We start from the raw sequence: 23,262 nt of genomic DNA, 5'->3' as shown, positions 1-23,262 counted from the left end.
TGTGTCGGCCGGACGGTGGTTTGGTGAGGTGGGTGGTGCCTGGGCGGTCAGTGAAGCAGACTGCCTTGGAGTTCGGCGCGCAGGTCCGGGGTGAGTACCGCACCCGCGCGGTCGACGAGCAGTGCCATCTCGTAGCCGACGAGACCGATGTCGCACTCGGGGTGGGCCAGGACCGCGAGGGACGACCCGTCCGAGATGGACATCAGGAAGAGAAACCCGCGCTCCATCTCGACGACCGTCTGTGCCACGGTGCCGCCCTCGAAGATCCGGGATGCCCCGGCCGTGAGGGAGGTCAGCCCGGACGCGACGGCCGCCAGCTGGTCGGCGCGGTCCCGCGGGAACCCTTCGGACATCGCCAGCAGAAGGCCGTCGGCGGAGACCACCACCGTGTGCGACACCCCGGGGGTGTTGTCCACGAAGTTGGTGATCAACCAGTTCAGGTTCTGTGCCGCCTGGCTCATCGGACTCAACTAACGCTCCTGCGGGTGAGTGGGGCTCGGGTAGCTGCCGGTCTGGCCGCTGCCGGCCTGACGGCCCTGAGCGATACCCCGACGAAGATTGGTCAGCCGTCCGCGTACGTCATCAGGCGCACGCGAGACCTGCGGACCGGCTTGTTGCTGTTGCTGCTGAGCCGTGCCCGGGACGAGGTTCGCCCGGGGCACCCGGCGCGGCAGGCCGGAGGTGGTGACACCGCCGGACGCGGGCTGCCGGACGCGCTCGGCCTGCCGGACGAGTTCGTCGTTCGGCGAGGTACGCCAGGAACCGGTGGCGGGGCCGTTGCCGTTGGCATGGGGGTTGCCGTTGGCGGGGCGCTGCGGAGCCGGGGCGGGTGCCTGCGGCTGCTGCTGCGCGGGCGCGTTCTCCCCCTGCGGACCGCCGTGGAACCAGTTGGTCTCCAGCGTGTCGTACAGCGGGGTACGGCCGTCGACCGGGCCGCTGGCCGGCGGCAGCGCCTCCGGCTCGCGGTGCGCCGGACGCTGCTGCTGCGGGGCGGGCCGGCGCGGGGCGCCGAAGTCTTCCCGCGCGGCCGGCTGCGGGCGCTCGAACTGGCCGGTGTGCGCCGGGTCCTGGCGACCGGGCAGGGCGTGCTGCCCGGTGGAGCTGCCGTCGTAGCCGCCGTCGAAGCCCTGCGGAACCGCGAACTGGCCAGTGGTGTGGCTCGGGTTCTGGCCCATGTTCTGGCCCATGTTCTGGCCCAGGTGCTGGCCCGTGTTCGCCGCGGGGTCGTCCTGCCGCGGCGCCGGCGTGCCGAAGACGTCGGGGCGGACGAACTGACCGGAGTCCTGCCGGCCGTCGTCGGCCTGGTCGAACCGGCCGGGCAGCTGGGGCGCCTCCGGACGGGCGAACTGGCCGGTCTGCTGCGGGTTCTCCGGACGCGTGAACTGGCCGGTCTGCTGCGGGTTCTCCGGGCGGGTGAACTGGCCCGTGTTCTGGGCGCCGCCCAGGCCGGTCGGCTCGGGGCGCGGGAACTCGCCCGTGGCGGCCGGGCCCTGTGCGTCGAACCTGGGTATCTCCGAGGTCGAGCCCGGACCCTGCCGGTCGTCGACGCGCGGCATGCGCGCGGTGTGCGCCGGGTCCTGCTCGTCATGACCGCGCGGAGTGTCCATCGCGGCGCGCGACAGCGGGTCCTGGGCGTTGGCCCAGTCCGGGGTGCGCGGCTGGTCGGCGCCGGGCAGCTCGGCCCGCGGGCCGCCGCGCGGCGGCAGCTGGGGCTGGCGGCCCCGGTCGGAGCCGGCGCCGGGCCGCTGCGGGCCACGGCCGCCGAAGAGATCCTGCTGCGGGCCGCCCGGGTTCGCGGCCTGCAGGCCCTGCGGGGCGCCGGGCGTCTGACCGCCGAAGCCGCCCGCACCGGCACCCGTGGGCACCGGCCGGCCCTGCTGCGGACCACCGAGGCCGCCGGGAGCACCCAGGCCGCCCTGGGGACCACGCGCACCGCCCGGCGCACCGGGACGGCCGCCCTGGCCCGTGCCGGGCAGCGCGGCCCGGGGACCCTGGCCGGGGCCGACCTGACCGCGCGGAGCGGGACCGGCGCCGAGCAGACCGCCACCGGCCGGGGCGCCGCCGAGGGCACCCCCGCTCGCGTTGCCGGCCTGCCGCCGGGCCGCGGCCGCACCCGCGGCGGCCTGCGCGGCGGCGGGGCCACCGGTGCCACCGGGCGCGCCCGGCTTGCCCGGAGCGGGCTTCTTACCGCCCTGGGCGACGTCCACGGGCAGCATGACCAGCGCGGTCGTACCACCGGAGTCGGACGGGCGCAGCTGGATGCGGATGCCGTGGCGCTGGGACAGTCGGCCGACCACGAAGAGGCCCATGCGGCGGGAGACGGAGACGTCCACGGTGGGCGGCGAGGCGAGCCGCTCGTTGATCGCCGCGAGGTCCTCGGGGGAGAGGCCGATACCGGTGTCGTGGATCTCGATCAGCACCCGGCCGTCGGGCAGCGCGTGACCGGTGACCTTGACCTTGGTCTGCGGCGAGGAGAACGAGGTGGCGTTCTCCAGCAGCTCGGCGAGCAGGTGCACGAGGTCGTTGACGACGCGGCCGGCGACCTCGGTGGTCGGCACGGAGGCCAGCTCGATGCGCTCGTACTGCTCCACCTCGGACGCGGCGGCACGGAGCACGTCGACCAGCGGGACCGGGCGGGTCCAGCGGCGGCCGGGCTCCTCACCCGCGAGGACGAGGAGGTTTTCGCCGTTACGGCGCATACGGGTGGCGAGGTGGTCCAGCTTGAACAGCGAGGACAGCTGGTCCGGGTCGGCCTCGCGGGACTCCAGTTCGGAGATCAGCGACAGCTGGCGCTGGATCAGACCCTGGGAGCGGCGCGAGAGGTTGGTGAACATCGCGTTGACGTTGCCCCGCAGCAGGGCCTGCTCGGCGGCGAGGCGGACCGCCTCGCGGTGCACGTCGTCGAAGGCCGCGGCCACCTGGCCGATCTCGTCCCGGGAGTGCACACCGACCGATTCCACGGAGGTGTCGACGTCCTGCGGGTCGGACTCCGACAGCTGCTTGACCAGCTCGGGCAGGCGGTCCTGGGCGACCTTGGTCGCGGTCTCCTGCAGCCGGCGCAGCGAGCGGATCATGGACCGGGCCACGACGAAGGCGCCGACCAGCGACACACCGAGCACGAGCAGGATCAGCGCACCGGAGATGATGGCGTCCTGCTGGGTGGCGCTCTTCAGCTCGCGGGCCTTCTGCTCCATGTCCTCGAGCAGCGTGTGCTCGATCTTCTTCATCTGCTCGATCTTGGTCGAGCTGTCGTCCACCCAGTCCTTGTACGAGCGGGCGTTCAGGGTCTGGATGCCGTCGCGGGAGTCGAAGACGCGCTTGGCGTAGGTGTCCGCGGACTCGATCGTCGGGTTGCCCTCGTCGATCGGCTTGAGGAGTTCCTCGGCGTTGTTGCTCGCGTAGATCTTCCGGAAGATCGCGATTTCCGAGTTCTCGCTCTGGTATGCCGACTGGCCGTACAGGCGGTCGTTCTCGGAGAGGTCGCCCTTGGCGGTGTTGGTCGAGGGCAGGGCGGCGGCGATCGTGGCGCGCTGGACGGAGGCGTACTCCTTGGCGGTGGAGAAGGCCGCCAGGGCGCGGGTGCGGGAGATCATCTCCGGGTTGCTGGACGCCTCGGCCATGTCCTGGGACAGGCTGATCAGCTGGGAGATCAGCCGGTGGTAGGACTCGATCGTCTGGGTTGAGTTGCCGTTCGCCTTGTACGCCGTCTTGCGGATCTTGGCCAGGTCGTCCAGCTGGTTGGCGAGGCCGACCAGCGCGTCGCGGACGCCCTGGAGGTTGCCGTCCTTGCTGGCCGAGTCGATCTGCTCGGAGGCGTTGAGGAAGTTCTCGCGGGCCCGGTCGGTCTTCTCCTCGTAGCCCTTGACCGTGTAGTCGTTCGCGCTCAGGCCGTGCGCCAGGGGACCGGCGGACTGGTCGCGCTCCTCCTGGAGCGCGGCGGCCAGCTCGGTGGCCTGCTTGGTCATGTCCGTCAGCAGCTTCATGTTGTCGAGCTGCTGGATGTCCTTGATGTTCTGGTCGATGCGCAGCGCGCCCAGCGAGGTCGCCGCGACCACGGGCAGCGCGAGCAGCGAGACCAGGCGCGTGGAGATGCGCCAGTTGCGCAGGGCCATCCGCGAACCGGGGCCGGAGGGGCCCTTCGGGGGCTTCACGGTCGGCGCGGGGGTGGCGCCGGTGGTGCCCGACCCGGTGGAGGCGGTCGGGGACGACACGCCGGGGCGTCCGCTGCGCGGACCGCCGTCACCGGACGCGGCCGGGCCCGGGTTCTGGGCGTGCTGGGGCGAGGAGCTGCCCTTCATGGGGCCAGTCCCGTCGTGCGACTCCGGCTCCGCCGAAGCGCTGCCATCCCTCTTGAAACGTCCCTGCACTAGCGTCGCAACCTCTGGACCAGGCGCCCCTCCGCGCGAACGGAGGGACACGGTGTCGGCGTTTGGAGAGCGCCCTGAATGCGCCCTCCGGTGGTCTGGAGTGACCGGCGCTGGTTCCCCCTGTCTCGCCGCCAGTCGGCGCTGGTCGCGCCCCTTGTGCGCCGGTTCGATACCCGCGGCGGTCCGTGGAATTCCAGCACAGTGCCGGATCTCCAACAAGGGCCGTGGACCGAGCTGTGACCTCCGTGACGGGCTGTGAGTGCCGCGTCACCAGCCGTGGAAGCCGTTCCTGGTCATATCGGGCGTATCCCTGCGAGTTACTGCCCGGGGTCAGGTGTCTGAGTCGCCATGATCAGGAGCGGAATGGTGGGTTCAGGGGGTCAATGTCCGTTTCGTTGGCGCAAATTGCCAGTGAGATTTGACCGATTTGTCCGCGACGTCGTGAGCAAACTCACACGTCCATCGTGGGCAGTTGGCGTCTTCGGCGGGGAATCGGATGTTTAGCCTGACGCTTTACGACAGGGACGACTCTGTAAACCGAATCGACCAGAGGGCACAGGATCACAACGGTGAAGACGACGATGATGTTCCACAAGATCGCCAACCCGCGACGCACGACCCTGGCGCATCTCAAGGACGCCGGCGAACTGGAGACGCCCGAGCTGCCGGAGCACTCCGTCGAGCTTCCCCTGCAGACCGCCAACCCCCGGCGCACGGTCCTGGTGGACGTCCCGGCGGGCATGGCCGCCGCAGAGTAGCCGACCGGCGGTCACCTATTCCGCTGAATTCCCGGGAGCGCGTTTCCCGCGGGCCCCGGCCCAGCGGTGACGCGCCCGGCGGAATTCCCGAGGACCGCTTTTCCGGGTGCCCCGGCGATCATCCGAAACACGCCGGCGGCCGCGCCCGAGCGGCCGCCCGCGCACCGTACGGCCCCGGCCACGGCTTCCCGGGGCGCCCGCCGAACGCCGCGAACCCGGAATTCCGGCTCGCCCCATTCCCGTACCGGAAAAGCGCCGCAGCCCCGCCGTACCGGCCGAACACCGGACGGTCCGACCGGTTAACCTGAGGCGTCAGTACGCCGGTTCTCAGTAAGGGGCGCAAGGATCCCGTGCGCATCGCCAGGTTCTCCATCGACGGGAACGTAGCCTTCGGCGCGGTCGAGGGCGACAAGCAGGACGAACTCGTCCTCGACATCATCAAGGGCATCCCGTTCGCGGACCACGAGCTGTCCGGTACGAAGGTGCCGCTGAGCAAGGTCAGGCTGCTTCCGCCGGTCCTCCCGAACAAGGTCGTGGCGTTCGGCCGCAACTACGGCGAGCACGCGCGCGAGCTGGGCAACGAGGTCCCGGACGCCCCCTTCGCCTTCTTCAAGCCCTCCACCTCGGTGATCGGCCCCGGTGACGAGATCCAGTACCCGCCCTTCTCCGAGGAACTGCACCACGAGGCCGAGCTGGCCGTCGTCATCGGCCGCATGTGCCGCGAGGTCCCGCGCGAGCGCGTCAAGGACGTGATCTTCGGCTACACCTGCGCCAACGACGTCACCGCCCGCGATGTGCAGAAGCGCGAGAAGCAGTGGGCCCGGGCCAAGGGCTTCGACACCTCCTGCCCGCTCGGCCCCTGGGTGGAGACGGACCTGGACCTGCGGCGCGCCAACGACCTGACCGTCCAGTGCACGGTCAACGGCCAGCAGCGCCAACTCGGCCGCACCAGCGAGATGATCCACCCCATCGAGGACCTGGTCGTCAACATCTCCGAGGCCATGACCCTGCTCCCCGGCGACGTCATCCTCACCGGCACCCCGGCAGGGGTCGGCCCCCTGAACGTCGGCGACGAGGTCGCCGTCACCATCGAAGGCATCGGCACTCTCACCAACAAGGTTGTCAAGCGTGGCTAGCGCACCCGGCTCCGTACGCGTCCGTTTCTGTCCCTCGCCCACCGGTAACCCGCATGTGGGCCTGGTCCGCACCGCCCTGTTCAACTGGGCGTTCGCCCGGCACCACCAGGGCACCCTGGTCTTCCGCATCGAGGACACCGACGCAGCCCGCGACTCCGAGGAGTCGTACAACCAGCTGCTCGATGCGATGCGCTGGCTCGGCTTCGACTGGGACGAGGGCCCCGAGGTCGGCGGCCCGCACGCGCCGTACCGCCAGTCGCAGCGCATGGAGATCTACAAGGACGTCGCCCAGAAGCTTCTGGACGCCGGCCACGCCTACCACTGCTACTGCTCCCAGGACGAGCTGGACACCCGCCGCGAGGCCGCCCGCGCCGCCGGCAAGCCCTCCGGCTACGACGGCCACTGCCGCGAGCTGACCGCCGAGCAGGTCGAGCAGTACACGGCCCAGGGCCGTACGCCGATCGTCCGCTTCCGGATGCCGGACGAGACGATCACCTTCACCGACCTGGTCCGCGGCGAGCTGACCTTCACGCCGGAGAACGTGCCGGACTACGGCATCGTCCGCGCGAACGGCGCCCCGCTCTACACGCTGGTCAACCCGGTCGACGACGCCCTGATGGAGATCACCCACGTCCTGCGCGGCGAGGACCTGCTCTCCTCCACCCCGCGCCAGATCGCGCTCTACAAGGCGCTGACCGAGCTGGGCATCGCCAAGCAGACCCCGGCCTTCGGCCACCTGCCCTACGTCATGGGCGAGGGCAACAAGAAGCTCTCCAAGCGCGACCCGCAGTCGTCGCTGAACCTCTACCGCGAGCAGGGCTTCCTGCCCGAGGGCCTGCTCAACTACCTGTCCCTGCTGGGCTGGTCGCTCTCCGCCGACCAGGACATCTTCACGATCGACGAGATGGTCGCCGCCTTCGACATCTCCGACGTGAACCCCAACCCGGCGCGCTTCGACCTGAAGAAGTGCGAGGCGATCAACGGCGACCACATCCGCATGCTGGATGTGAAGGAGTTCACCGAGCGCTGCCGCCCGTGGCTGAAGGCCCCGTTCGCCCCCTGGGCGCCGGAGGACTTCGACGAGGCCAAGTGGGAGGCGATCGCCCCGCACGCCCAGACCCGCCTGAAGGTCCTGTCGGAGATCACCGACAACGTCGACTTCCTGTTCCTGGCGGAGCCGGCCTTCGACGAGGCCTCGTGGACGAAGGCGATGAAGGAAGGCAGCGACGCCCTCCTCCGCACGGCCCGCGAGAAGCTGGAGTCGGCCGACTGGACCTCGCCCGAGTCCCTGAAGGAGGCCGTCCTGGCCGCCGGCGAGGCCCACGGCCTCAAGCTCGGCAAGGCCCAGGCTCCGGTTCGCGTCGCCGTCACGGGCCGCACCGTCGGCCTGCCCCTCTTCGAGTCCCTGGAAGTCCTGGGCAAGGAGAAGACGCTGGCGCGGATCGACGCGGCGCTGGCGAAGCTGAGCGCGTAACCGATCACCACACGACAGGGGCGGCAACCGGAACTCCGGTTGCCGCCCCTGTCGCGTCGGTCACTGCGCGTCGTCTTCGTCGATCAAGTAGTGGCTCTCGTCAAAGATCTCCAGCACGACGATGACCATGATCGCGCCGGCCACCATGTACTCCAGCACGATGCCGGGGGCCACATAGGCCTTACGCAGATGCTCGTCAGGCCCAAGCGGTGCGGTCGAGGTCTTCCGGAACGGGTCGCGCGCCAGTATGCGTACGGCCCTGTCCAACTGCGCCCGGCGCTCTGCGGGCAGGGTGTCGTAGGTCGCACGGGCCTCGACGGTGAACTGGACGCGGTACTCGCTCATGGCCGCCACTCTGCCAGCCGCCCGGCGGTACCGTCGGTGGCATGACGATCAGAGCCGTGGTCTGGGACGTGGATGACACCCTCTTCGACTACACGACCGCGGACCGGGAGGGCATGCGGGCCCATCTCGCGGCGGAGGGGCTGCTCGCCGGGTACGGCACATCGGAGCAGGCCCTTGTGCGCTGGCGGGAGATCACCGACGCCCAGTGGGCCCGGTTCTCCTCCGGTGAGGTCGACTTCGTCACACAGCGCCGCGACCGCACCCGGGTCTTCGTGGGCCAGGAGCTGACCGACGGCGAGGCCGACGCGTGGTTCGCGCGCTACCTGGTCCACTACGAGGCCGCCTGGAGCCTCTTCCCGGACGTCCTGCCCGCCCTGGAGGCCCTCGCCACCAGTCACCGGCACGCGGTGCTGTCCAACTCCAGCATCGAGGTCCAGGAGCACAAGCTGCGCACCCTCGGTCTCCTCGACCGCTTCGAGGCCGTCCTGTGCGCCGCCGAGCTGGGCGTCTCCAAGCCGCAGGCCGACGCCTTCCTGGCGGCGTGCGAGGCGCTGGGCCTGCCCGCGCACGAGGTGGCGTACGTCGGCGACCACCCGGAGATCGACGGGCGGGGCGCCGCCGAGGCGGGGTTGCTGTCCGTGTGGATCGACCGCGGGACGGTCCCCGCACCGGCGGCGGAGGAGGCCGTCGTGCACCGGATCTCGACCCTCGCCGAACTCCCCGCGCTGGTCCGCGCGGATACCCGTTTTGGAGCCCCGTCCACCTTCGGGTAATGTTCTTCCTGCGCCGAGGGGAGCGGGCCGGAAGGCCGGAGCCCCGAGGAGCAAACTAGAACGAGAACCCCGCAGGGGGTTGAGTTCCAGTGGCCTATGGTGTAATTGGCAGCACGACTGATTCTGGTTCAGTTAGTCTTGGTTCGAGTCCAGGTAGGCCAGCTCGCAGAGCTCATCTGCAAAGCCCCCGTTGTGTAGCGGCCTAGCACGCTGCCCTCTCAAGGCAGTAGCGCCGGTTCGAATCCGGTCGGGGGTACTGATCCTTCCCGCGAGGACGGCTCGGGTAGCTCCCACCGTCATCGATGCAGGATCGCTAGGGCCCCCGTTGTGTAGCGGCCTAGCACGCCGCCCTCTCAAGGCGGTAGCGCCGGTTCGAATCCGGTCGGGGGTACGACTGGTCTAAACCATCATTGGTCTATGGTGTAATTGGCAGCACGACTGATTCTGGTTCAGTTAGTCTTGGTTCGAGTCCAGGTAGACCAGCTCGGACCTGCGGAAACGCAGTGTCCAGGCCCCCGTTGTGTAGCGGCCTAGCACGCCGCCCTCTCAAGGCGGTAGCGCCGGTTCGAATCCGGTCGGGGGTACCGAACAGGAAGGCCCTCCGCTTCGGCGGAGGGCCTTCGCTGCATCCGGGCCGCCCGAGGATCACTTGAACCCGTACCTCCGGGCCGACTCCTCCTCCTGGGCCAGTCGGCGCAGCGCCTGCAGCATCGGTTCGGTCAGCACCGCGCCGAGCACCGCCGTCTCCACCTTCTCCGCCTCCGAGGGATGCGTCTCCACGAAGTCCAGGTCGAGTTTGGCCGCCTCGTGCATCAACTTGCCGTAGGAGATGAGCAGTTCGAACCCCCACTTGTAGCCGAGCCGGCGGAACGCGGCCACCGACACCACCAGCGAGCGGTACGCGGGGGAGACCGTCGTCAGCAGCTTCGCGTTCGACCAGCCCAGCCGGTCCAGCAGCTCATCCGCCTCCCGGTGCGCGGCCTGCACGAACGCGTCGTCCTCGTCCGGCTCCGGCACCTGCGGCAGCGCCCACAGGGCCGCGCCCAGCCGGATCGTGCGGCCCAGGGAGTCGTCGTCGACGTTCCGCAGCACCTCCCGGACCGTGGCCACGGGAAGCCCGCCGACCTGGATCATCGCGCGCACCAGCCGCAGCCGGCGCACATGCTCGTCGTCGTACTCCGCGGTCGTCGCGTTGATCTGGCGGCCCGGCGCCAACAGGCCTTCGCGCAGGTAGTACTTGATCGTCGCGGTGGACACCCCGCTGCGTCTGCTCAGTTCGGCGAGCCGCATGTCTTGCGCTCCTTCTCGGATAACGGCACTATCCAAGCATCGCTAGTTGGATAGCGCTGCTCACCAATGAGGGGGAAGTGGTCATGGTCACCCGTACGACCGCTGACGCGAAGGGCGAGGTCGTCGTCCTGCTGATCGGGATGCGCATCAACCGCTTCTGGGCGGTGCACCTGTGGCTGCCGGTGATGCTGGCGATGTTCCGCATGCTGCGGGAGCTGGAGAAGGACCCCGCGCGGGGCCTGCGCAGCAAGGTCATGCTGACGGCGTCCCCGCGGACGTACTACATCGTGCAGTACTGGGAGTCCAAGGAGAAGCTGTACGCCTACGCGACCGCGCCCGACGCCTTCCACCACAAGGCCTGGGCGCAGCTCAACCGCAAGGAGCGGTCCGGGAGGCTGCGCGGGCAGGTCGGCATATGGCACGAGACGTACGTCGTGCCGGAGGGCTCGTACGAGGCGATCTACGGGGACATGCCGGCGTTCGGGCTGGCCGCCGCGCACGGACAGGTGCCGCTGGAGAAGCGGGGCCGGTATGCCAGGGACCGGTTCGCCCACCGGTCGTCGCGGCAGGCGCCGGTGGCCGAGAAGGCCGGCTGACAGGGGGCGGGAAGACCGGCTGACGGGGAGACGGGGGAATCGGGGGAGCGAGGAGGGTCTGCCGCGGCGTTGAGGCAGGCCCTCCTCGGTGTTCCCGGGTTCCCCGGAGGATGGCTCAGCCCGAGCGGCGCAGGGCCTCCGAGAGCCGGCCCGCCGCGTCGATGACCGCCTGGGCGTGCATACGGCCCGGGTGGCGCGTCAGGCGCTCGATGGGGCCGGAGACGGACACCGCGGCCACCACGCGGTTGGAGGGGCCGCGTACCGGCGCGGAGACGGACGCGACGCCCGGCTCGCGCTCGCCGATGGACTGGGCCCAGCCGCGCCGCCGTACGCCCGACAGGGCCGTCGCCGTGAAGCGGGCGCCCTGCAGGCCGCGGTGCAGCCGCTCGGGCTCCTCCCAGGCCATCAGGATCTGCGCCGAGGAGCCGGCCTTCATCGTGAGCGTGGAGCCGACCGGGACGGTGTCCCGCAGGCCGGACAGGCGCTCCGCCGCGGCCACGCAGATCCGCATGTCACCCTGGCGCCGGTAGAGCTGTGCGCTCTCGCCGGTGACATCGCGGAGGTGGGTGAGCACGGGGCCCGCCGTCGCGAGCAGGCGGTCCTCGCCCGCCGCCGCCGCAAGCTCCGCGAGGCGCGGTCCGAGGATGAACCGGCCCTGCATGTCGCGTGCCACCATGCGGTGGTGTTCCAAAGCCACGGCCAGGCGGTGAGCCGTGGGTCGTGCCAGTCCGGTCGCGCCGACCAGACCCGCGAGGGTGGCCGGACCGGACTCCAGAGCGCTCAGGACGAGGGCCGCCTTGTCCAGAACGCCGACGCCGCTACTGTTGTCCATGCAACGATACTTGCGTCTCACTCTGTGAAACGCAAGTTCAATTTTCCGTGGAACGCGCCACCCTGGAAGCACACAGCGGCCCGCAGACCAACGGGCCCGGCGGTGGACGCCCGGAATCACGACTTCACGGGCTCTGAAAAGGGAGCCGCCGCTTCCTCAAGATCTCTAGTTGGGTCGGTGCACGTTTACCGGCCGGAGGGAAAGCGATGGGTAGGACACTCGCGGAGAAGGTCTGGGACGACCACGTCGTCCGGCGCGCCGAGGGCGAGCCCGACCTCCTCTTCATCGATCTGCACCTGCTGCACGAGGTGACCAGCCCGCAGGCCTTCGACGGACTGCGCAAGAACGCCCGCCAGGTGCGCCGCCTCGACCTCACCATCGCCACCGAGGACCACAACACCCCGACCCTCGACATCGACAAGCCCATCGCCGACCCGGTCTCCCGCGCCCAGCTGGAGACGCTGCGCAAGAACTGCGCCGAGTTCGGGGTGCGGCTGCACCCGCTGGGCGACGTCGAGCAGGGCGTGGTGCACGTCGTGGGCCCGCAGCTGGGGCTGACCCAGCCCGGCACGACCGTGGTCTGCGGTGACTCGCACACCTCCACGCACGGCGCGTTCGGCGCGCTGGCGTTCGGTATCGGTACCTCGCAGGTCGAGCACGTCCTGGCCACCCAGACGCTGCCGCTGGCCCGCCCGAAGACCATGGCCATCACCGTCGAGGGCGAGCTGCCCGAGGGCGTCACCGCCAAGGACCTGATCCTGGCGATCATCGCGAAGATCGGCACCGGCGGCGGTCAGGGCTACATCCTGGAGTACCGCGGCTCCGCCATCGAGAAGCTCTCGATGGAGGCCCGGATGACCATCTGCAACATGTCGATCGAGGCCGGCGCCCGCGCGGGCATGATCGCCCCCGACGAGACCACGTTCGAGTACCTCAAGGACCGTCCGCACGCCCCCGAGGGCGAGGAGTGGGACGCCGCGGTCGCGTACTGGAGGACGCTCAGGACGGACGAGGACGCCGAGTTCGACGCCGAGGTCGTCATCGACGCCGCGTCGCTCTCGCCGTTCGTCACCTGGGGCACCAACCCCGGCCAGGGCGCGCCGCTTTCGGCGTCCGTCCCCGACCCTGCTTCGTACGAAGACGCTTCGGAGCGCCTCGCCGCCGAAAAGGCCCTGGAATACATGGGGTTGGAGGCCGGGCAGCCACTGCGCTCCATCAAGGTGGACACCGTCTTCGTAGGCTCCTGCACCAACGGCCGGATCGAGGACCTGCGCGCCGCCGCGAGCATCGTGAAGGACCGCAAAGTCGCCGACGGCGTACGGATGCTGGTCGTCCCGGGCTCCGCGCGGGTGGGCCTGCAGGCCGTCTCCGAGGGCCTGGACGTGGTCTTCAAGGAGGCCGGTGCCGAATGGCGGCACGCGGGCTGCTCGATGTGCCTCGGCATGAACCCCGACCAGCTGGCCCCCGGTGAGCGCTCCGCCTCCACCTCCAACCGCAACTTCGAGGGCCGGCAGGGCAAGGGCGGCCGTACGCACCTGGTGTCGCCGCAGGTCGCGGCCGCAACCGCCGTCCTGGGCCACCTGGCCTCCCCGGCCGACCTGACCGACGTCCGTACGCCCGCTGGAGTCTGAGAAATCATGGAAGCCTTCACCACGCACACCGGCCGGGCCGTGCCGCTGCGCCGCAGCAACGTCGACACCGACCAGATCATCCCTGCTCACTGGCTGAAGAAGGTCACCCGGGACGGATTCGAGGACGGGCTGTTCGAGGCCTGGCGCAAGGACGAGAACTTCATCCTCAACCGCCCCGAGCGCCACGGCGCCACGGTCCTGGTGGCCGGCCCCGACTTCGGCACCGGTTCCTCCCGTGAGCACGCCGTCTGGGCGTTGCAGAACTACGGCTTCAAGACCGTGATCTCCTCCCGTTTCGCGGACATCTTCAGGGGTAACTCGCTGAAGAACGGCCTGCTCACGGTGGTTCTGGACCAGAAGATCGTCGACGCGCTGTGGGAGCTGACGGAAGCGGACCCCACCGCTGAGGTCACTGTGGACCTTGAGGCGCGTGAGGTTCGCGCCGAGGGCATCACCGCTTCCTTCGAGCTGGACGAGAACTCCCGCTGGCGGCTGCTGAACGGCCTGGACGACATCTCCATCACGCTCCAGAGCGAGGCCGACATCGCCGCGTACGAGGCCAAGCGGCCCGCTCACAAGCCGCGCACCCTCCAGGCCTGATCCGGACCCCCGACCGAGGCGGGTTCCGGCCACGCCAACACCCCCGTCCGTACCCCCGATCGCCACGATCGGGGGTACGTCCATGTCTGCCCCCGAACGGCCCCGCACCCTTCGCGTGCCGCGCTCAACTTCCCACGTTACGAAGGGCGTTGGCGGGGTACGTGAGTGCTGTGATCGCGTCCTTGGCAAGTGCCTGGAAGGCCATTTGAGGCGGCAGTTGCCCCCTGCGCAGGCGACAACTCGCCCCAGATGGCACAATCTGTGCATGGGACACGACGGCCAACTCCAGCTCTACACGGCGGTCGCGAACCAACTCAAGGAAGCGCACGCAAGAGTGCGCGCACTGCAAGTCCCGGAGGGCGTACGGATGGCGCTGACCCGGAAGCTGCTGGTCATTACGGCCGCGGCCAAGCATGATCTCGCCGCTGCGGCAAGGCGGCTCGAGCAGTTCAATGCGGACCTCGACGAGGGTCGGATCCCCGACGAGGACCACTGAACAGCCCGAGACCACCGAGTCCGTTGCGGCACAAGGGTGATAAGCCCGTTTCGTGTTTGATTTGCGGTATATATCTGCCTAACGTGCGAAAAAGCTTGAACACTTTCGTTCTGGCGATGTCTCCGAAGGGGAAGACGTGAACAAGGCGCAGCTCGTAGAAGCGATTGCCGACAAGGTGGGCGGCCGCCAGCAGGCCGCCGAAGCTGTCGATCATGTCCTGGACGCCATCGTCCGCGCGGTCGTCGCGGGCGAGCGGGTCTCGGTCACCGGCTTCGGGTCCTTCGAGAAGGTGGACCGCCCCGCCCGTTACGCCCGCAACCCCCAGACGGGCGAGCGGGTTCGGGTCAAGAAGACCTCCGTGCCGCGCTTCCGCGCCGGTCAGGGCTTCAAGGACCTGGTGAGCGGCTCGAAGAAGCTCCCGCGCGGTGGCGAGGTCTCGGTCAAGAAGGCGCCGAAGGGCAGCCTGACCGGAGGCGCCGCGGCGACGGTCAAGAAGGCCGCCGCGAAGAAGGTCACCGCCAAGAAGGCGGCCGCGAAGAAGGCCACGGCCAAGAAGGCGGTGGCGAAGAAGGCGACGGCCGCCGCGAAGAAGACCACGGCGAAGAAGACGACCGCCAAGAAGACCACGGCGGCCGCCAAGACCACCGCCGCGAAGAAGGTCACCGCCAAGAAGGCGACGGCGAAGAAGGCTCCGGCGAAGAAGGTCACCGCGAAGAAGGCCCCGGCCAAGAAGTCGACGGCCCGCAAGACCACCGCGAAGAAGGCCACCGCCCGCAAGGCGACATCGTAAGGCCGCCAGGGCACTCACGCGCCGGGCCGGACTCCCCTCGGGAGCCCGGCCCGCGGCGTGTGTAAGGGCAGTTACAGGGTTTGAAGGGTTACGAGGGTGATGCGCAGGGCCTCGCCCTGTCCCTCGGTCTCGATCCGCACGCGTTGGCCGGGGCGCAGCAGCCGCAGGCCTCCGGCGGTGAAGGCGGCGCCGTCGAAGGGCATCGGGGTCCCGTCGTCGAGCAGCACCTGTCCACTGCGGGTTTCGGGGTCGTAGGTGTATGCGGTGGCCTGCATGCCCGTCAGCCTAGTGCGCGCCGTCGCGGGCCGCAGGTCCGCCATGGCTTGTCGCACGCTTCCCCGCGCCCACGGGGAGCTGCCCGTGCGGGCCCCCTCACGACCCCGGGATCAGCAACCCCGCCGACACGGCAGCCGTGTACGGCCCCACTCCCAAGGCCAACGCCGCCCGCAGATCGGCGCCGGTGTCCACGTCCTGCCGTACCGAATCGACGTCGGCGAGGTCCAGTTCCCGCGCCCCGGAAGCCCGGTGCCGGGAACGGGAATCGATACCGAACTCCGGCTGCAATTCCGCGCCCGCCGCCGCGGCCAGCAACGTCGTCCCCGGTCCCGCCGCATCCGCGAGAAAGGCCCGCGGAAACTCCGCCGCGGCCCCCAGTACAACGGCCAGTTCCGCCGCGCGCAACGCCGGCAGATCGGCGTTCAGGGTCGCGATCGGTGTGCGCGGGCGTATTTCGCGTACGACGGCCGCGCCGTGCGCCAGAGCGGCGTTCAGCCCGCCTGTCGCGGTGTCCGGAATGATTCGGGCGCCCAGCGCGGCCAGCTCACGCGCGGCCAGTTCGTCGTCCGTGACCACCACCACATCCGCCACCGCGGAACACGCCACCGCCGCGGCCACCGTGTCCTGCGCGAACGCCAGCGCCAGCCCCGGCCGCACGCCGTCGGCGGCGGTGTCCGCGAGCCTGCTCTTGGCGCGGGGCAGCGGCTTCAGCGGGATGACCAAGGTCCATTGCACCGGCGTACCGTCCTCTCTTGTCGCGATCATTGTCCCCGTGCCATCTGGCGCCGTGGGTGGCGGGGCGTACGGTGTTCTCGACAGACCGGCGGCTCGGGGCGACACTTGTGCGGCCCCTCGCCGGGGTGACAGCCCTAGAGGAAGGTGTCCTTGTGCCCCGCCGCAGAATCGGCTTCTGGTACCGCTTCGCCGCGGTGCTCTGCAAACCGCCGCTGGTGGTTCTGATCAAGCGGGACTGGCGCGGAATGGAGCACATTCCGGCCGAGGGCGGATTTATCACCGTGGTGAACCACAATTCCCACGTGGACCCCTTCGCGTACGCGCACTATCAGTACAACACCGGACGGGTTCCGCGATTCCTGGCGAAGAGCGGACTTTTCAAGAAGGGATTCGTCGGCGCCGCCATGCGCGGTACCGGGCAGATCCCCGTCTACCGCGAGTCCACGGACGCGCTGAGCGCCTTCCGCGCCGCGATCGACGCCGTGGAGCGCGGCGAGTGCGTCGCCTTCTACCCCGAGGGCACCCTCACCCGCGACCCGGACGGCTGGCCCATGACCGGCAAGACCGGTGCCGCCCGCGTGGCCCTGCAGACCAAGTGCCCGGTCATCCCGGTCGCCCAGTGGGGCGCCAACGAACTGCTGCCGCCGTACGCCAAGAAGCCGAACCTCTTCCCGCGCAAGACGCACCAGGTGCTCGCGGGCCCGCCGGTGGACCTGTCGCGTTTCTACGGCAGGGAGATGACCCCGGACCTGCTGAAGGAGGCCACCGAGGTCATCATGGCGGCCATCACCCGCCTCCTGGAGGACATCCGCGGCGAGAAGGCGCCCGAGACGACCTACGACCCGCGCCGCGAGCGAATCGAACAGCGGCGCCGCACCCAGGCACAGACCACGGGCAAGGAACCGGAGGGGCAGGGCAAGTGAGCAAGGCGGTCAAGGCGGCAGTCATGGGCACCGGCTCGTGGGGCACCGCTTTCGGCATGGTGCTCGCCGACGCGGGCTGCGACGTCACCCTGTGGGCCCGCCGACCCGAGTTGGCCGAGGCGGTCAACTCCACGCGGACCAACCCCGACTACCTGCCCGGTGTCGAACTCCCGGAGAACCTCAGAGCCACCTCCGACCCGGCCGAGGCTCTGCGCGAGGCGGACTTCACCGTCCTCGCCATCCCCTCCCAGACCCTGCGCGCCAACCTCGCCGAGTGGACCCCGCTGCTCGCCCCGGACACCGTGCTCGTCTCCCTGATGAAGGGCGTCGAACTCGGATCCACCATGCGGATGAGCGAGGTCGTCGACGATGTCGCCAAGGTCGGCGCGGACCGTATCGCGGTCGTCACCGGGCCCAATCTGGCCCGTGAGATCGCCGCCCGCATGCCCGCCGCCGCCGTCGTCGCCTGCACCGACGAGGCCGTCGCCCAGCGCCTCCAGGCCGCCTGCCACACGCCCTACTTCCGGCCGTACACGGAGACCGACGTGGTGGGCTGTGAGCTGGGCGGTGCCGTGAAGAACGTCATCGGGCTCGCCGTCGGCATCGCGGACGGCATGGGGCTCGGCGACAACGCCAAGGGCTCGCTCATCACCCGGGGCCTCGCCGAGACCGCGCGGCTCGGAGTCGCGCTCGGCGCCGACCCGCTGACCTTCTCCGGACTCGCGGGCCTCGGCGACCTGGTGGCCACCTGCTCCTCGCCGCTGTCCCGCAACCACACCTTCGGCACCAACCTCGGCAAGGGCATGACCCTGGAGGAGACCATCGCGGTCACCAGGCAGACCGCCGAGGGCGTCAAGTCCTGCGAGTCGGTGGCGGATCTGGCCCGCCGGCACGGGGTCGACATGCCCATCACCGAGACGGTCGTGGACATCGTGCACGAGGGCAAGCCGCCGGTGGTCGCCCTCAAGGAGCTGATGTCGCGCAGCGCGAAGCCGGAGCGACGCTGAGCGACCCCGGCGGTCCAACGCTGTCTCAGGGCACTGCCTGCGGGTACTCTCGACGCGATATGAGCACCGAGAACCTCCCCCAGAGCCCTGAGCAGCCGCCTCGCAAGCCGCGCGTGGCCGTCGTGTTCGGCGGACGCAGCTCCGAACACGGTATCTCCACGGTTACCGCTGGCGCCGTCCTGAGCGCCATCGACCGGACGAAATACGACGTGCTGCCGATCGGCATCACGCGGGAGGGCCGTTGGGTGCTCACCGCCGACGAGCCGGAGCGGATGGCCATCACCGACCGCCGCGTGCCCGCCGTCGAGGACGTGGCCGACTCCGCCGACGGCGGCGTGGTGCTCCCCGTCGACCCCGGGAACCGCGAGGTCGTCTACAGCGAGCCCGGCTCGGTGCCCAAGGCGCTCGGCGAGGTCGACGTGGTCTTCCCGGTGCTGCACGGCCCCTACGGCGAGGACGGCACCCTGCAGGGCCTCCTGGAGCTGTCCGGGGTGCCGTACGTGGGCGCCGGTGTGCTCGCCTCGGCCGTCGGCCAGGACAAGGAGTACATGAAGCGGATCTTCACCTCCTACGGGCTCAAGGTCGGCCCGTACGTAGTGATCCGGCCCCGCGAGTGGGCACAGGACGAGTCCGCCGCCCGCAAGAAGATCATCGACCTCGCCGCCGAGCACGGCTGGCCGCTGTTCGTGAAGCCCGCGCGCGCGGGTTCGTCCATCGGCATCACCAAGGTCGACGACCTGTCCGGCCTGGACGAGGCGATCGCCACCGCGCAGGCGCACGACCCGAAGATCCTGGTCGAGGCCGCCGTGCGCGGCCGTGAGATCGAGTGCGGCGTCCTGGAGTTCGAGGACGGCCCGCGCGCCTCCGTACCGGCCGAGATCCCGCCGCCGGACACGCACGCGTACTACGACTTCGAGGCCAAGTACATCGACTCCACGCCCGGCATCGTCCCGGCGCCGCTGACGCCCGAGGAGACGGCGGAGGTGCAGGAGCTGGCGGTGCAGGCCTTCGAGGCGGTCTCCTGCGAGGGCCTGGTTCGCGCGGACTTCTTCCTCACCGAGGACGGCGAGTTCGTGATCAACGAGATCAACACCCTGCCCGGCTTCACGCCGATCTCGATGTACCCGCAGATGTGGCAGGCCAGCGGCGTCAGCTACCCCGAGCTGATCGACCGCCTGGTGCAGGCGGCGCTGCGCCGCTCCACCGGGCTGCGCTGAGCCCGCACCGTCATCTCATGGAGGCGATTCCCTTGGGGATCGCCTTCTTGACGATGTCGGCGAGATCCGTGAGCACGGCCGTGCCCTCGTCCTGCGCGGACATCCCCTTGGGCAGGCTGATCTGCACATAGGCCACGCGACCCGCGGTGGTGAACCGCCAGCTGCCGTCGCCCTGCTTCTCCATCAGCCAGTCGACGCCGTTCACCCCGCCCGCGAGGGCGTCGGGGTCACCGCCCTCGGCCACCTTGGGATCGATCATCTTCGGCGGCCGCGGGACCCCGCAGCGCAGTATGATCGCCGGGTTTCCCCAGCCCGCCGTGTAGGCGGACCGGGGTCCGGGGTCGGTGCGGCTTCGTCCGTCGAGCTTGTCCGGCAGCACCCGGTGCAGTTCCCGGCACACCTTCGCCGTCTTCGCGTCGGGGCTGGGAACCGCCATCGCGGCGCTGTCGTCTGCCGATGAACAGCCCGCGACCGCGATCAGCAGCGCGGGCGCGAGCAGGCCGAGGGGCCGGTGACGGAAGAAGTTCACCGGCCAAGCGTAGACGGGGGCTACAGATGCACGACCGGGCAGGTCAGGGTGCGTGTGATGCCTTCCACTTGCTGGACCTTGGCGACCACCATGCGACCGAGGTCGTCGACCGTGTCGGCCTGGGCGCGCACGATGACATCGTACGGACCCGTCACGTCCTCGGCCTGGATCACTCCAGGGATCTTGCTGATCGTCTCGGCGACGGTCGACGCCTTGCCGACCTCCGTCTGGATCAGAATGTACGCCTGTACCACGGAACCTCCAGGGCGGCCACGAGGATCATGTGGGGAAAAGGAACGCCACGGTATCGCGTCGCCGCTCCCCGCGGGGAGACCTGCGGGAACCGGCCTTGCGCGCCAGGGTGCAGGCACGACGGAAGTTGACGGTCTCCGTGACCGTTTCGACGGTCGTGAAGGACCGTGCCGACAGTCATCTCGACCGTATCGGGGACACTGATGACGCGCGAGTGGGCACGGCATGGCAGAGAAGGGGAGCAAGGGCAATGAAGGGCACTGTCGGTGAGCTGGGGGAGTTCGGGCTCATCCGGGAGCTCACCTCCCGTCTCACCACCACCCCGGCGGTCCGCATCGGCCCCGGTGACGACGCCGCGGTGGTCGCGGCGCCCGACCGGCGGGTGGTGGCGAGCACCGACATCCTGCTGGAAGGGCGGCACTTCCGCCGCGACTGGTCGACGGCCTACGACGTCGGCCGCAAGGCCGCGGCGCAGAACCTCGCCGACATCGCCGCCATGGGCGCCGTACCGACCGCCCTGCTGCTCGGCCTGGTCGTCCCGGCCGAACTCCCGGTGACCTGGCCCAGCGAGCTGATGGACGGCCTGCGCGACGAGTGCCAGGTCGCGGGCGCCTCCGTGGTCGGCGGGGACGTCGTACGCGGAGACACGATCATGGTGTCGATCACCGCGCTCGGCGATCTGCGCAACCAGGAGCCCGTCACGCGCGCCGGCGCCCAGCCCGGCGACCTGGTGGCCGTCACGGGCTGGCTGGGCTGGTCCGCGGCCGGCTACGCGGTCCTCTCCCGCGGTTTCCGCTCCCCGCGCGCCTTCGTGGAGGCCCACCGGCGCCCCGAGCCGCCGTACCACGCGGGTCCGGCGGCGGCCGCCCTGGGCGCGACCGCGATGTGCGACGTGAGCGACGGGCTGATCGCCGACCTCGGGCACATCGCCGAGGCCAGCAAGGTCCGGATCGACATCCGTTCCGGCGCGATCGACATCCCGACCCAGATGAACGACATCGGACAGGCCGTCGGGGTCGACCCGCTGCAGTGGGTGCTGAGCGGGGGAGAGGACCACGCGATCGTCGCGACCTTCCCGTCGGACACCAAGCTGCCGGCCCGCTGGAAGGTCATCGGGGAGGTCCTCAACCCCTCCGCGCTGCCCCAGGTGACCGTCGACGGGGCGCCCTGGACCAGCAAGGGCGGCTGGGACCACTTCGGGGACATCGAGTCATGAGCCTGCCGAGGGTCTTGACGGTGGCCGGATCCGACTCCGGCGGCGGCGCCGGCATCCAGGCCGACCTGAAGACGATGCTGGCGCTCGGCGTGCACGGGATGAGCGTGATCACGGCGGTGACCGCGCAGAACTCGCTGGGCGTGCAGGGCGCCTGGGAGCTGCCGGTGGAGGCGGTACGGGCCCAGTACCGCAGCGTCGTCGACGACATCGGCGTGCAGGCCGTGAAGACCGGCATGCTGGCCTCGGCGGAACTGGTCGAGGCGGTCGCCGAGTTGATCTCCGGTACGGACGCGCCGGCCGTGGTGGACCCGGTGGGCGTCTCCAAGCACGGCGACCCGCTGCTGGCCGCCTCCGCCCTTCAGTCCGTACGGACCAAGCTGCTGCCGGCGGCCACCGTGGCCACCCCCAACCTCGACGAGGTGGCCCAACTCACCGGCGTGCACGTCGAGTCCGAGGACGATCTGCGACGAGCGGCGGCGGCCGTGCTGGCGTACGGGCCGCGATGGGTGCTGATCAAGGGCGGGCACCTGTCGGGGGATGCCGTCGATCTGCTGACCGACGGCTCGTCCGAGCACTGGCTGCGCGCCCCCCGCCTCGACAACCGGCACACCCATGGCACGGGCTGCACCCTGGCCTCCGCGATCGCCTCCGGGCTGGCGAAGGGACTCACCGTGCCGGAAGCCGTCGCACAGGCCAAGGAGTACGTCACCGGGGCGATCGCGGCCGGGTTCGCGCTGGGCGCGGGCATCGGACCGGTGGACCACGCCTGGGCGCTGCGCGGGCCTCACGCCGGGTAGTCGCGCAGTTCGATGTCCGTGGCCGCCTTCTCGGTGAGCCGCTTGAAGAAGCCGCCCAGCAGGCGCGAGCTGAGCAGCCGGTACATCCGGTCGCGGCTGCGGATGCGCCGCTCGGTGGGCGGCGCGAAGAACGGACCCGCGTTGCCGGAGATCTTCTGGCAGCCCTTGGCGAAGCCGGTGATCCGGCTGTCGTACTCGGCGAAGGCCGTACGGTGATCACCGCCGGCCAGGGCGAGTTCACCGGCGAGCACATACGCGCCGACGATCGCCACGCCGGTGCCCATGCCGCCCATGGTGGCGCCGTACCCGGCGTCCCCGAGCAGCGCCACCCGCCCCTTGGCCAGCCGGTCGACATGGATCTGCGCGATGGCGTCGAAGTACAGGTCGTCGGTCGCCTCCAGCGCCTTCAGGACCTGCGGGGTCTCCCAGCCCATCCCCGCGAACCGCTCGGCGAGGATCCGCTTCTGCGCGTCCGTGTCCCGGCGGTCGTACGACAGCTGTTCGGAGCGGAACACCAGCAGGGCGCCGGCCCGGTCCGGGGCGCCGTCGTAGTTGCTGATGCCGACGCACCGTCCGGGCTCGCTGTACAGCAGGCCGCGGCGGTCCAGGCCCAGATGGTTGGGCACCGGGAAGCCGGCCACATAGTGGTGGAAGAACCGCAGGTAGCGGGACTCGTCGCCGAAGACCAGCCGACGGGTGTTCGAGTGCAGGCCGTCGGCGCCGACCACCAGGTCGAAGCGGCGGGGCGCGCCGCGCTCGAAGGCCACCTCGACGCCGTCCGGTGTCTCGGTGAGCGCGGCGATCGAGTCCCCGAAGACGTACTCGACGCGGTCCGCAGTGCGCTCGTACATGATCCGGGCCAGCTCGCCGCGGAAGATCTCCACGTCTCCGCTCATCAGCTGGGCCGGCAGCTCCACACGCGGGCTGCCGTCGGCGTCGACGACGCTCTGCGGGCCCATGTGCGTCTGGTGGGCGTGGATCTCCTCCCAGATGCCCATGCCGGTGAGGACCCTGCGGTGCACGTGGCCGCGGAAGTCGACCGCGAAGCCGCCGCCGCGCAGGTCGGGCGCCCGCTCGACGACGGTGACCCGGGCGCCGTACCGGGCGAGGTTCAGCGCCAGCGCGGGTCCGGCGACGCTGGCGCCGGAGACGAGGACGTGGAGGTGACCCAGGCTGCCGTGGGTGTTCGTCATGGCCGTCAGCCTCGGCGGGCCCGCTGACC

General features: G+C 70.3%; 24 protein-coding genes and 5 tRNA genes. 19 read left to right on the top strand and 10 right to left on the bottom strand.

Annotated elements, in window-relative coordinates:
- Positions 1-47: 47 nt before the first annotated feature.
- Both AB0L75_RS15800 and AB0L75_RS15795 read right to left on the bottom strand, forming a co-directional pair.
- Positions 48-461, bottom strand: a complete 414-nt coding sequence (locus AB0L75_RS15800; RefSeq protein ID WP_037654657.1) for a roadblock/LC7 domain-containing protein — start codon at positions 459-461, stop codon at positions 48-50.
- A 9-nt stretch (positions 462-470) separates the two neighbouring features.
- Positions 471-4,367, bottom strand: a complete 3,897-nt coding sequence (locus AB0L75_RS15795) for a nitrate- and nitrite sensing domain-containing protein (RefSeq protein ID WP_365181086.1) — start codon at positions 4,365-4,367, stop codon at positions 471-473.
- A 569-nt stretch (positions 4,368-4,936) separates the two neighbouring features.
- Between AB0L75_RS15795 and AB0L75_RS15790 the strand changes: the two genes are divergently transcribed.
- The 3 genes from AB0L75_RS15790 (at position 4,937) to gltX (ending at position 7,735) form a co-directional block, all read left to right on the top strand.
- Positions 4,937-5,125: a hypothetical protein gene (locus AB0L75_RS15790; protein ID WP_365181084.1), complete on the top strand. Its 189-nt coding sequence runs from the start codon at positions 4,937-4,939 to the stop codon at positions 5,123-5,125.
- A gap of 350 nt (positions 5,126-5,475) precedes the next feature.
- Entirely contained in the window at positions 5,476-6,261 is a 786-nt protein-coding gene (locus AB0L75_RS15785) for a fumarylacetoacetate hydrolase family protein (RefSeq protein ID WP_365181082.1), read from the top strand.
- Positions 6,254-7,735, top strand: a complete 1,482-nt coding sequence (gltX, locus tag AB0L75_RS15780) for a glutamate--tRNA ligase (protein ID WP_365181081.1) — start codon at positions 6,254-6,256, stop codon at positions 7,733-7,735. Before AB0L75_RS15785 ends, gltX begins: the two co-directional genes overlap by 8 nt.
- Before the next feature lie 60 nt (positions 7,736-7,795).
- Here the strand turns inward: gltX and AB0L75_RS15775 are convergent, their stop codons facing one another.
- Positions 7,796-8,080 carry a hypothetical protein gene (locus AB0L75_RS15775; protein ID WP_365181079.1) on the bottom strand — a complete coding sequence of 95 codons (285 nt, stop codon included), beginning with the start codon at positions 8,078-8,080 and terminating at the stop codon, positions 7,796-7,798.
- A 41-nt stretch (positions 8,081-8,121) separates the two neighbouring features.
- Between AB0L75_RS15775 and AB0L75_RS15770 the strand changes: the two genes are divergently transcribed.
- The 6 genes from AB0L75_RS15770 (at position 8,122) to AB0L75_RS15745 (ending at position 9,437) form a co-directional block, all read left to right on the top strand.
- Positions 8,122-8,853: an HAD family hydrolase gene (locus tag AB0L75_RS15770; protein WP_365181077.1), complete on the top strand. Its 732-nt coding sequence runs from the start codon at positions 8,122-8,124 to the stop codon at positions 8,851-8,853.
- 90 nt (positions 8,854-8,943) lie between these two features.
- Positions 8,944-9,015: transfer RNA gene (locus tag AB0L75_RS15765), tRNA-Gln, on the top strand.
- Positions 9,016-9,036: 21 nt separating this feature from the next.
- Positions 9,037-9,109 (top strand) — tRNA-Glu (locus AB0L75_RS15760).
- 62 nt (positions 9,110-9,171) lie between these two features.
- Positions 9,172-9,244: transfer RNA gene (locus AB0L75_RS15755), tRNA-Glu, on the top strand.
- Positions 9,245-9,264: 20 nt separating this feature from the next.
- Positions 9,265-9,336 (top strand) — tRNA-Gln (locus AB0L75_RS15750).
- A 28-nt stretch (positions 9,337-9,364) separates the two neighbouring features.
- Positions 9,365-9,437: transfer RNA gene (locus AB0L75_RS15745), tRNA-Glu, on the top strand.
- A gap of 61 nt (positions 9,438-9,498) precedes the next feature.
- Here AB0L75_RS15745 and AB0L75_RS15740 read toward each other — a convergent pair.
- Positions 9,499-10,143 (bottom strand): MerR family transcriptional regulator, encoded by a 645-nt coding sequence (locus AB0L75_RS15740; protein WP_365181075.1) that lies wholly within the window; start codon positions 10,141-10,143, stop codon positions 9,499-9,501.
- 83 nt (positions 10,144-10,226) lie between these two features.
- On the opposite strand from AB0L75_RS15740, the gene AB0L75_RS15735 reads away from it, so the two are divergent.
- Positions 10,227-10,739, top strand: a complete 513-nt coding sequence (locus tag AB0L75_RS15735) for a DUF4188 domain-containing protein (RefSeq protein ID WP_365181074.1) — start codon at positions 10,227-10,229, stop codon at positions 10,737-10,739.
- A gap of 115 nt (positions 10,740-10,854) precedes the next feature.
- On the opposite strand, the gene ndgR is transcribed toward AB0L75_RS15735, so the two are convergent.
- Positions 10,855-11,571 carry an IclR family transcriptional regulator NdgR gene (ndgR, locus tag AB0L75_RS15730; protein WP_145883474.1) on the bottom strand — a complete coding sequence of 239 codons (717 nt, stop codon included), beginning with the start codon at positions 11,569-11,571 and terminating at the stop codon, positions 10,855-10,857.
- Positions 11,572-11,777: 206 nt separating this feature from the next.
- Here ndgR and leuC point away from each other — a divergent pair, with 206 nt between their 5' ends.
- From leuC to AB0L75_RS15710, 4 genes are all read left to right on the top strand, one after another.
- On the top strand, positions 11,778-13,202 hold the full coding sequence (leuC, locus tag AB0L75_RS15725; RefSeq protein ID WP_365181072.1) for a 3-isopropylmalate dehydratase large subunit: 1,425 nt from the start codon (positions 11,778-11,780) through the stop codon (positions 13,200-13,202).
- 6 nt (positions 13,203-13,208) lie between these two features.
- The gene (gene leuD, locus AB0L75_RS15720; protein ID WP_365181071.1) at positions 13,209-13,802 is read left to right on the top strand and encodes a 3-isopropylmalate dehydratase small subunit; all 594 of its coding nucleotides are present in this window, start codon (positions 13,209-13,211) and stop codon (positions 13,800-13,802) included.
- 265 nt (positions 13,803-14,067) lie between these two features.
- A complete protein-coding gene (locus AB0L75_RS15715) occupies positions 14,068-14,298 on the top strand; it encodes a hypothetical protein (protein WP_365181069.1) in 231 nt (76 codons plus the stop codon).
- Positions 14,299-14,434: 136 nt separating this feature from the next.
- Positions 14,435-15,088, top strand: a complete 654-nt coding sequence (locus AB0L75_RS15710; protein WP_365181068.1) for an HU family DNA-binding protein — start codon at positions 14,435-14,437, stop codon at positions 15,086-15,088.
- 71 nt (positions 15,089-15,159) lie between these two features.
- Here AB0L75_RS15710 and AB0L75_RS15705 read toward each other — a convergent pair whose 3' ends face one another.
- A complete protein-coding gene (locus AB0L75_RS15705) occupies positions 15,160-15,363 on the bottom strand; it encodes a hypothetical protein (RefSeq protein ID WP_365181066.1) in 204 nt (67 codons plus the stop codon).
- Positions 15,364-15,460: 97 nt separating this feature from the next.
- Positions 15,461-16,099 carry a 2-phospho-L-lactate guanylyltransferase gene (gene cofC / locus AB0L75_RS15700; protein ID WP_365181064.1) on the bottom strand — a complete coding sequence of 213 codons (639 nt, stop codon included), beginning with the start codon at positions 16,097-16,099 and terminating at the stop codon, positions 15,461-15,463.
- A gap of 152 nt (positions 16,100-16,251) precedes the next feature.
- Here cofC and AB0L75_RS15695 point away from each other — a divergent pair, with 152 nt between their 5' ends.
- Genes AB0L75_RS15695 through AB0L75_RS15685 form a run of 3 tightly spaced genes read left to right on the top strand, consistent with a single transcriptional unit; the run spans position 16,252 to position 19,246 of the window.
- Positions 16,252-17,022 carry a lysophospholipid acyltransferase family protein gene (locus tag AB0L75_RS15695; protein WP_365181062.1) on the top strand — a complete coding sequence of 257 codons (771 nt, stop codon included), beginning with the start codon at positions 16,252-16,254 and terminating at the stop codon, positions 17,020-17,022.
- Positions 17,019-18,029, top strand: a complete 1,011-nt coding sequence (locus AB0L75_RS15690; protein ID WP_365181061.1) for an NAD(P)H-dependent glycerol-3-phosphate dehydrogenase — start codon at positions 17,019-17,021, stop codon at positions 18,027-18,029. Before AB0L75_RS15695 ends, AB0L75_RS15690 begins: the two co-directional genes overlap by 4 nt.
- A 59-nt stretch (positions 18,030-18,088) precedes the next feature.
- Complete coding sequence (locus AB0L75_RS15685) at positions 18,089-19,246, top strand: D-alanine--D-alanine ligase family protein (protein ID WP_365181059.1); 1,158 nt, start codon at positions 18,089-18,091, stop codon at positions 19,244-19,246.
- A 10-nt stretch (positions 19,247-19,256) separates the two neighbouring features.
- On the opposite strand, the gene AB0L75_RS15680 is transcribed toward AB0L75_RS15685, so the two are convergent.
- Together AB0L75_RS15680 and AB0L75_RS15675 are read right to left on the bottom strand one after the other, a co-directional pair.
- On the bottom strand, positions 19,257-19,775 hold the full coding sequence (locus tag AB0L75_RS15680) for a DUF3515 domain-containing protein (protein WP_365181057.1): 519 nt from the start codon (positions 19,773-19,775) through the stop codon (positions 19,257-19,259).
- 20 nt (positions 19,776-19,795) lie between these two features.
- Positions 19,796-20,029, bottom strand: coding sequence for an Lrp/AsnC ligand binding domain-containing protein (locus tag AB0L75_RS15675; protein ID WP_019889749.1), 234 nt, complete (start codon positions 20,027-20,029; stop codon positions 19,796-19,798).
- 248 nt (positions 20,030-20,277) lie between these two features.
- Between AB0L75_RS15675 and AB0L75_RS15670 the strand changes: the two genes are divergently transcribed.
- Together AB0L75_RS15670 and thiD are read left to right on the top strand one after the other, a co-directional pair.
- Positions 20,278-21,243 carry a thiamine-phosphate kinase gene (locus AB0L75_RS15670; RefSeq protein WP_365181056.1) on the top strand — a complete coding sequence of 322 codons (966 nt, stop codon included), beginning with the start codon at positions 20,278-20,280 and terminating at the stop codon, positions 21,241-21,243.
- Positions 21,240-22,040: a bifunctional hydroxymethylpyrimidine kinase/phosphomethylpyrimidine kinase gene (gene thiD / locus AB0L75_RS15665; protein WP_365181055.1), complete on the top strand. Its 801-nt coding sequence runs from the start codon at positions 21,240-21,242 to the stop codon at positions 22,038-22,040. Before AB0L75_RS15670 ends, thiD begins: the two co-directional genes overlap by 4 nt.
- Here the strand turns inward: thiD and AB0L75_RS15660 are convergent.
- Positions 22,028-23,233 (bottom strand): FAD-dependent monooxygenase, encoded by a 1,206-nt coding sequence (locus AB0L75_RS15660; protein ID WP_365181053.1) that lies wholly within the window; start codon positions 23,231-23,233, stop codon positions 22,028-22,030. The two genes, thiD and AB0L75_RS15660, sit on opposite strands and share 13 nt — an antisense overlap.
- Between the last annotated feature and the right edge of the window lie 29 nt (positions 23,234-23,262).

Source organism: Streptomyces sp. NPDC052101 (assembly GCF_040680235.1).
Classification (GTDB): Bacteria; Actinomycetota; Actinomycetes; order Streptomycetales; family Streptomycetaceae; genus Streptomyces.
This window is presented reverse-complemented; position numbering and strand designations above follow the sequence as displayed.

Coding starts and splice junctions, on each gene's coding strand:
- AB0L75_RS15800 (WP_037654657.1), bottom strand. CDS start 461: ATGAGCCAGGCGGCACAGAACCTGAACTGGTTGATCACCAACTTCGTG.
- AB0L75_RS15775 (WP_365181079.1), bottom strand. CDS start 8,080: ATGAGCGAGTACCGCGTCCAGTTCACCGTCGAGGCCCGTGCGACCTAC.
- AB0L75_RS15770 (WP_365181077.1), top strand. CDS start 8,122: ATGACGATCAGAGCCGTGGTCTGGGACGTGGATGACACCCTCTTCGAC.
- AB0L75_RS15740 (WP_365181075.1), bottom strand. CDS start 10,143: ATGCGGCTCGCCGAACTGAGCAGACGCAGCGGGGTGTCCACCGCGACG.
- AB0L75_RS15735 (WP_365181074.1), top strand. CDS start 10,227: ATGGTCACCCGTACGACCGCTGACGCGAAGGGCGAGGTCGTCGTCCTG.
- ndgR (WP_145883474.1), bottom strand. CDS start 11,571: ATGGACAACAGTAGCGGCGTCGGCGTTCTGGACAAGGCGGCCCTCGTC.
- leuC (WP_365181072.1), top strand. CDS start 11,778: ATGGGTAGGACACTCGCGGAGAAGGTCTGGGACGACCACGTCGTCCGG.
- leuD (WP_365181071.1), top strand. CDS start 13,209: ATGGAAGCCTTCACCACGCACACCGGCCGGGCCGTGCCGCTGCGCCGC.
- AB0L75_RS15715 (WP_365181069.1), top strand. CDS start 14,068: ATGGGACACGACGGCCAACTCCAGCTCTACACGGCGGTCGCGAACCAA.
- AB0L75_RS15705 (WP_365181066.1), bottom strand. CDS start 15,363: ATGCAGGCCACCGCATACACCTACGACCCCGAAACCCGCAGTGGACAG.
- AB0L75_RS15685 (WP_365181059.1), top strand. CDS start 18,089: ATGAGCACCGAGAACCTCCCCCAGAGCCCTGAGCAGCCGCCTCGCAAG.
- AB0L75_RS15670 (WP_365181056.1), top strand. CDS start 20,278: ATGAAGGGCACTGTCGGTGAGCTGGGGGAGTTCGGGCTCATCCGGGAG.
- thiD (WP_365181055.1), top strand. CDS start 21,240: ATGAGCCTGCCGAGGGTCTTGACGGTGGCCGGATCCGACTCCGGCGGC.
- AB0L75_RS15660 (WP_365181053.1), bottom strand. CDS start 23,233: ATGACGAACACCCACGGCAGCCTGGGTCACCTCCACGTCCTCGTCTCC.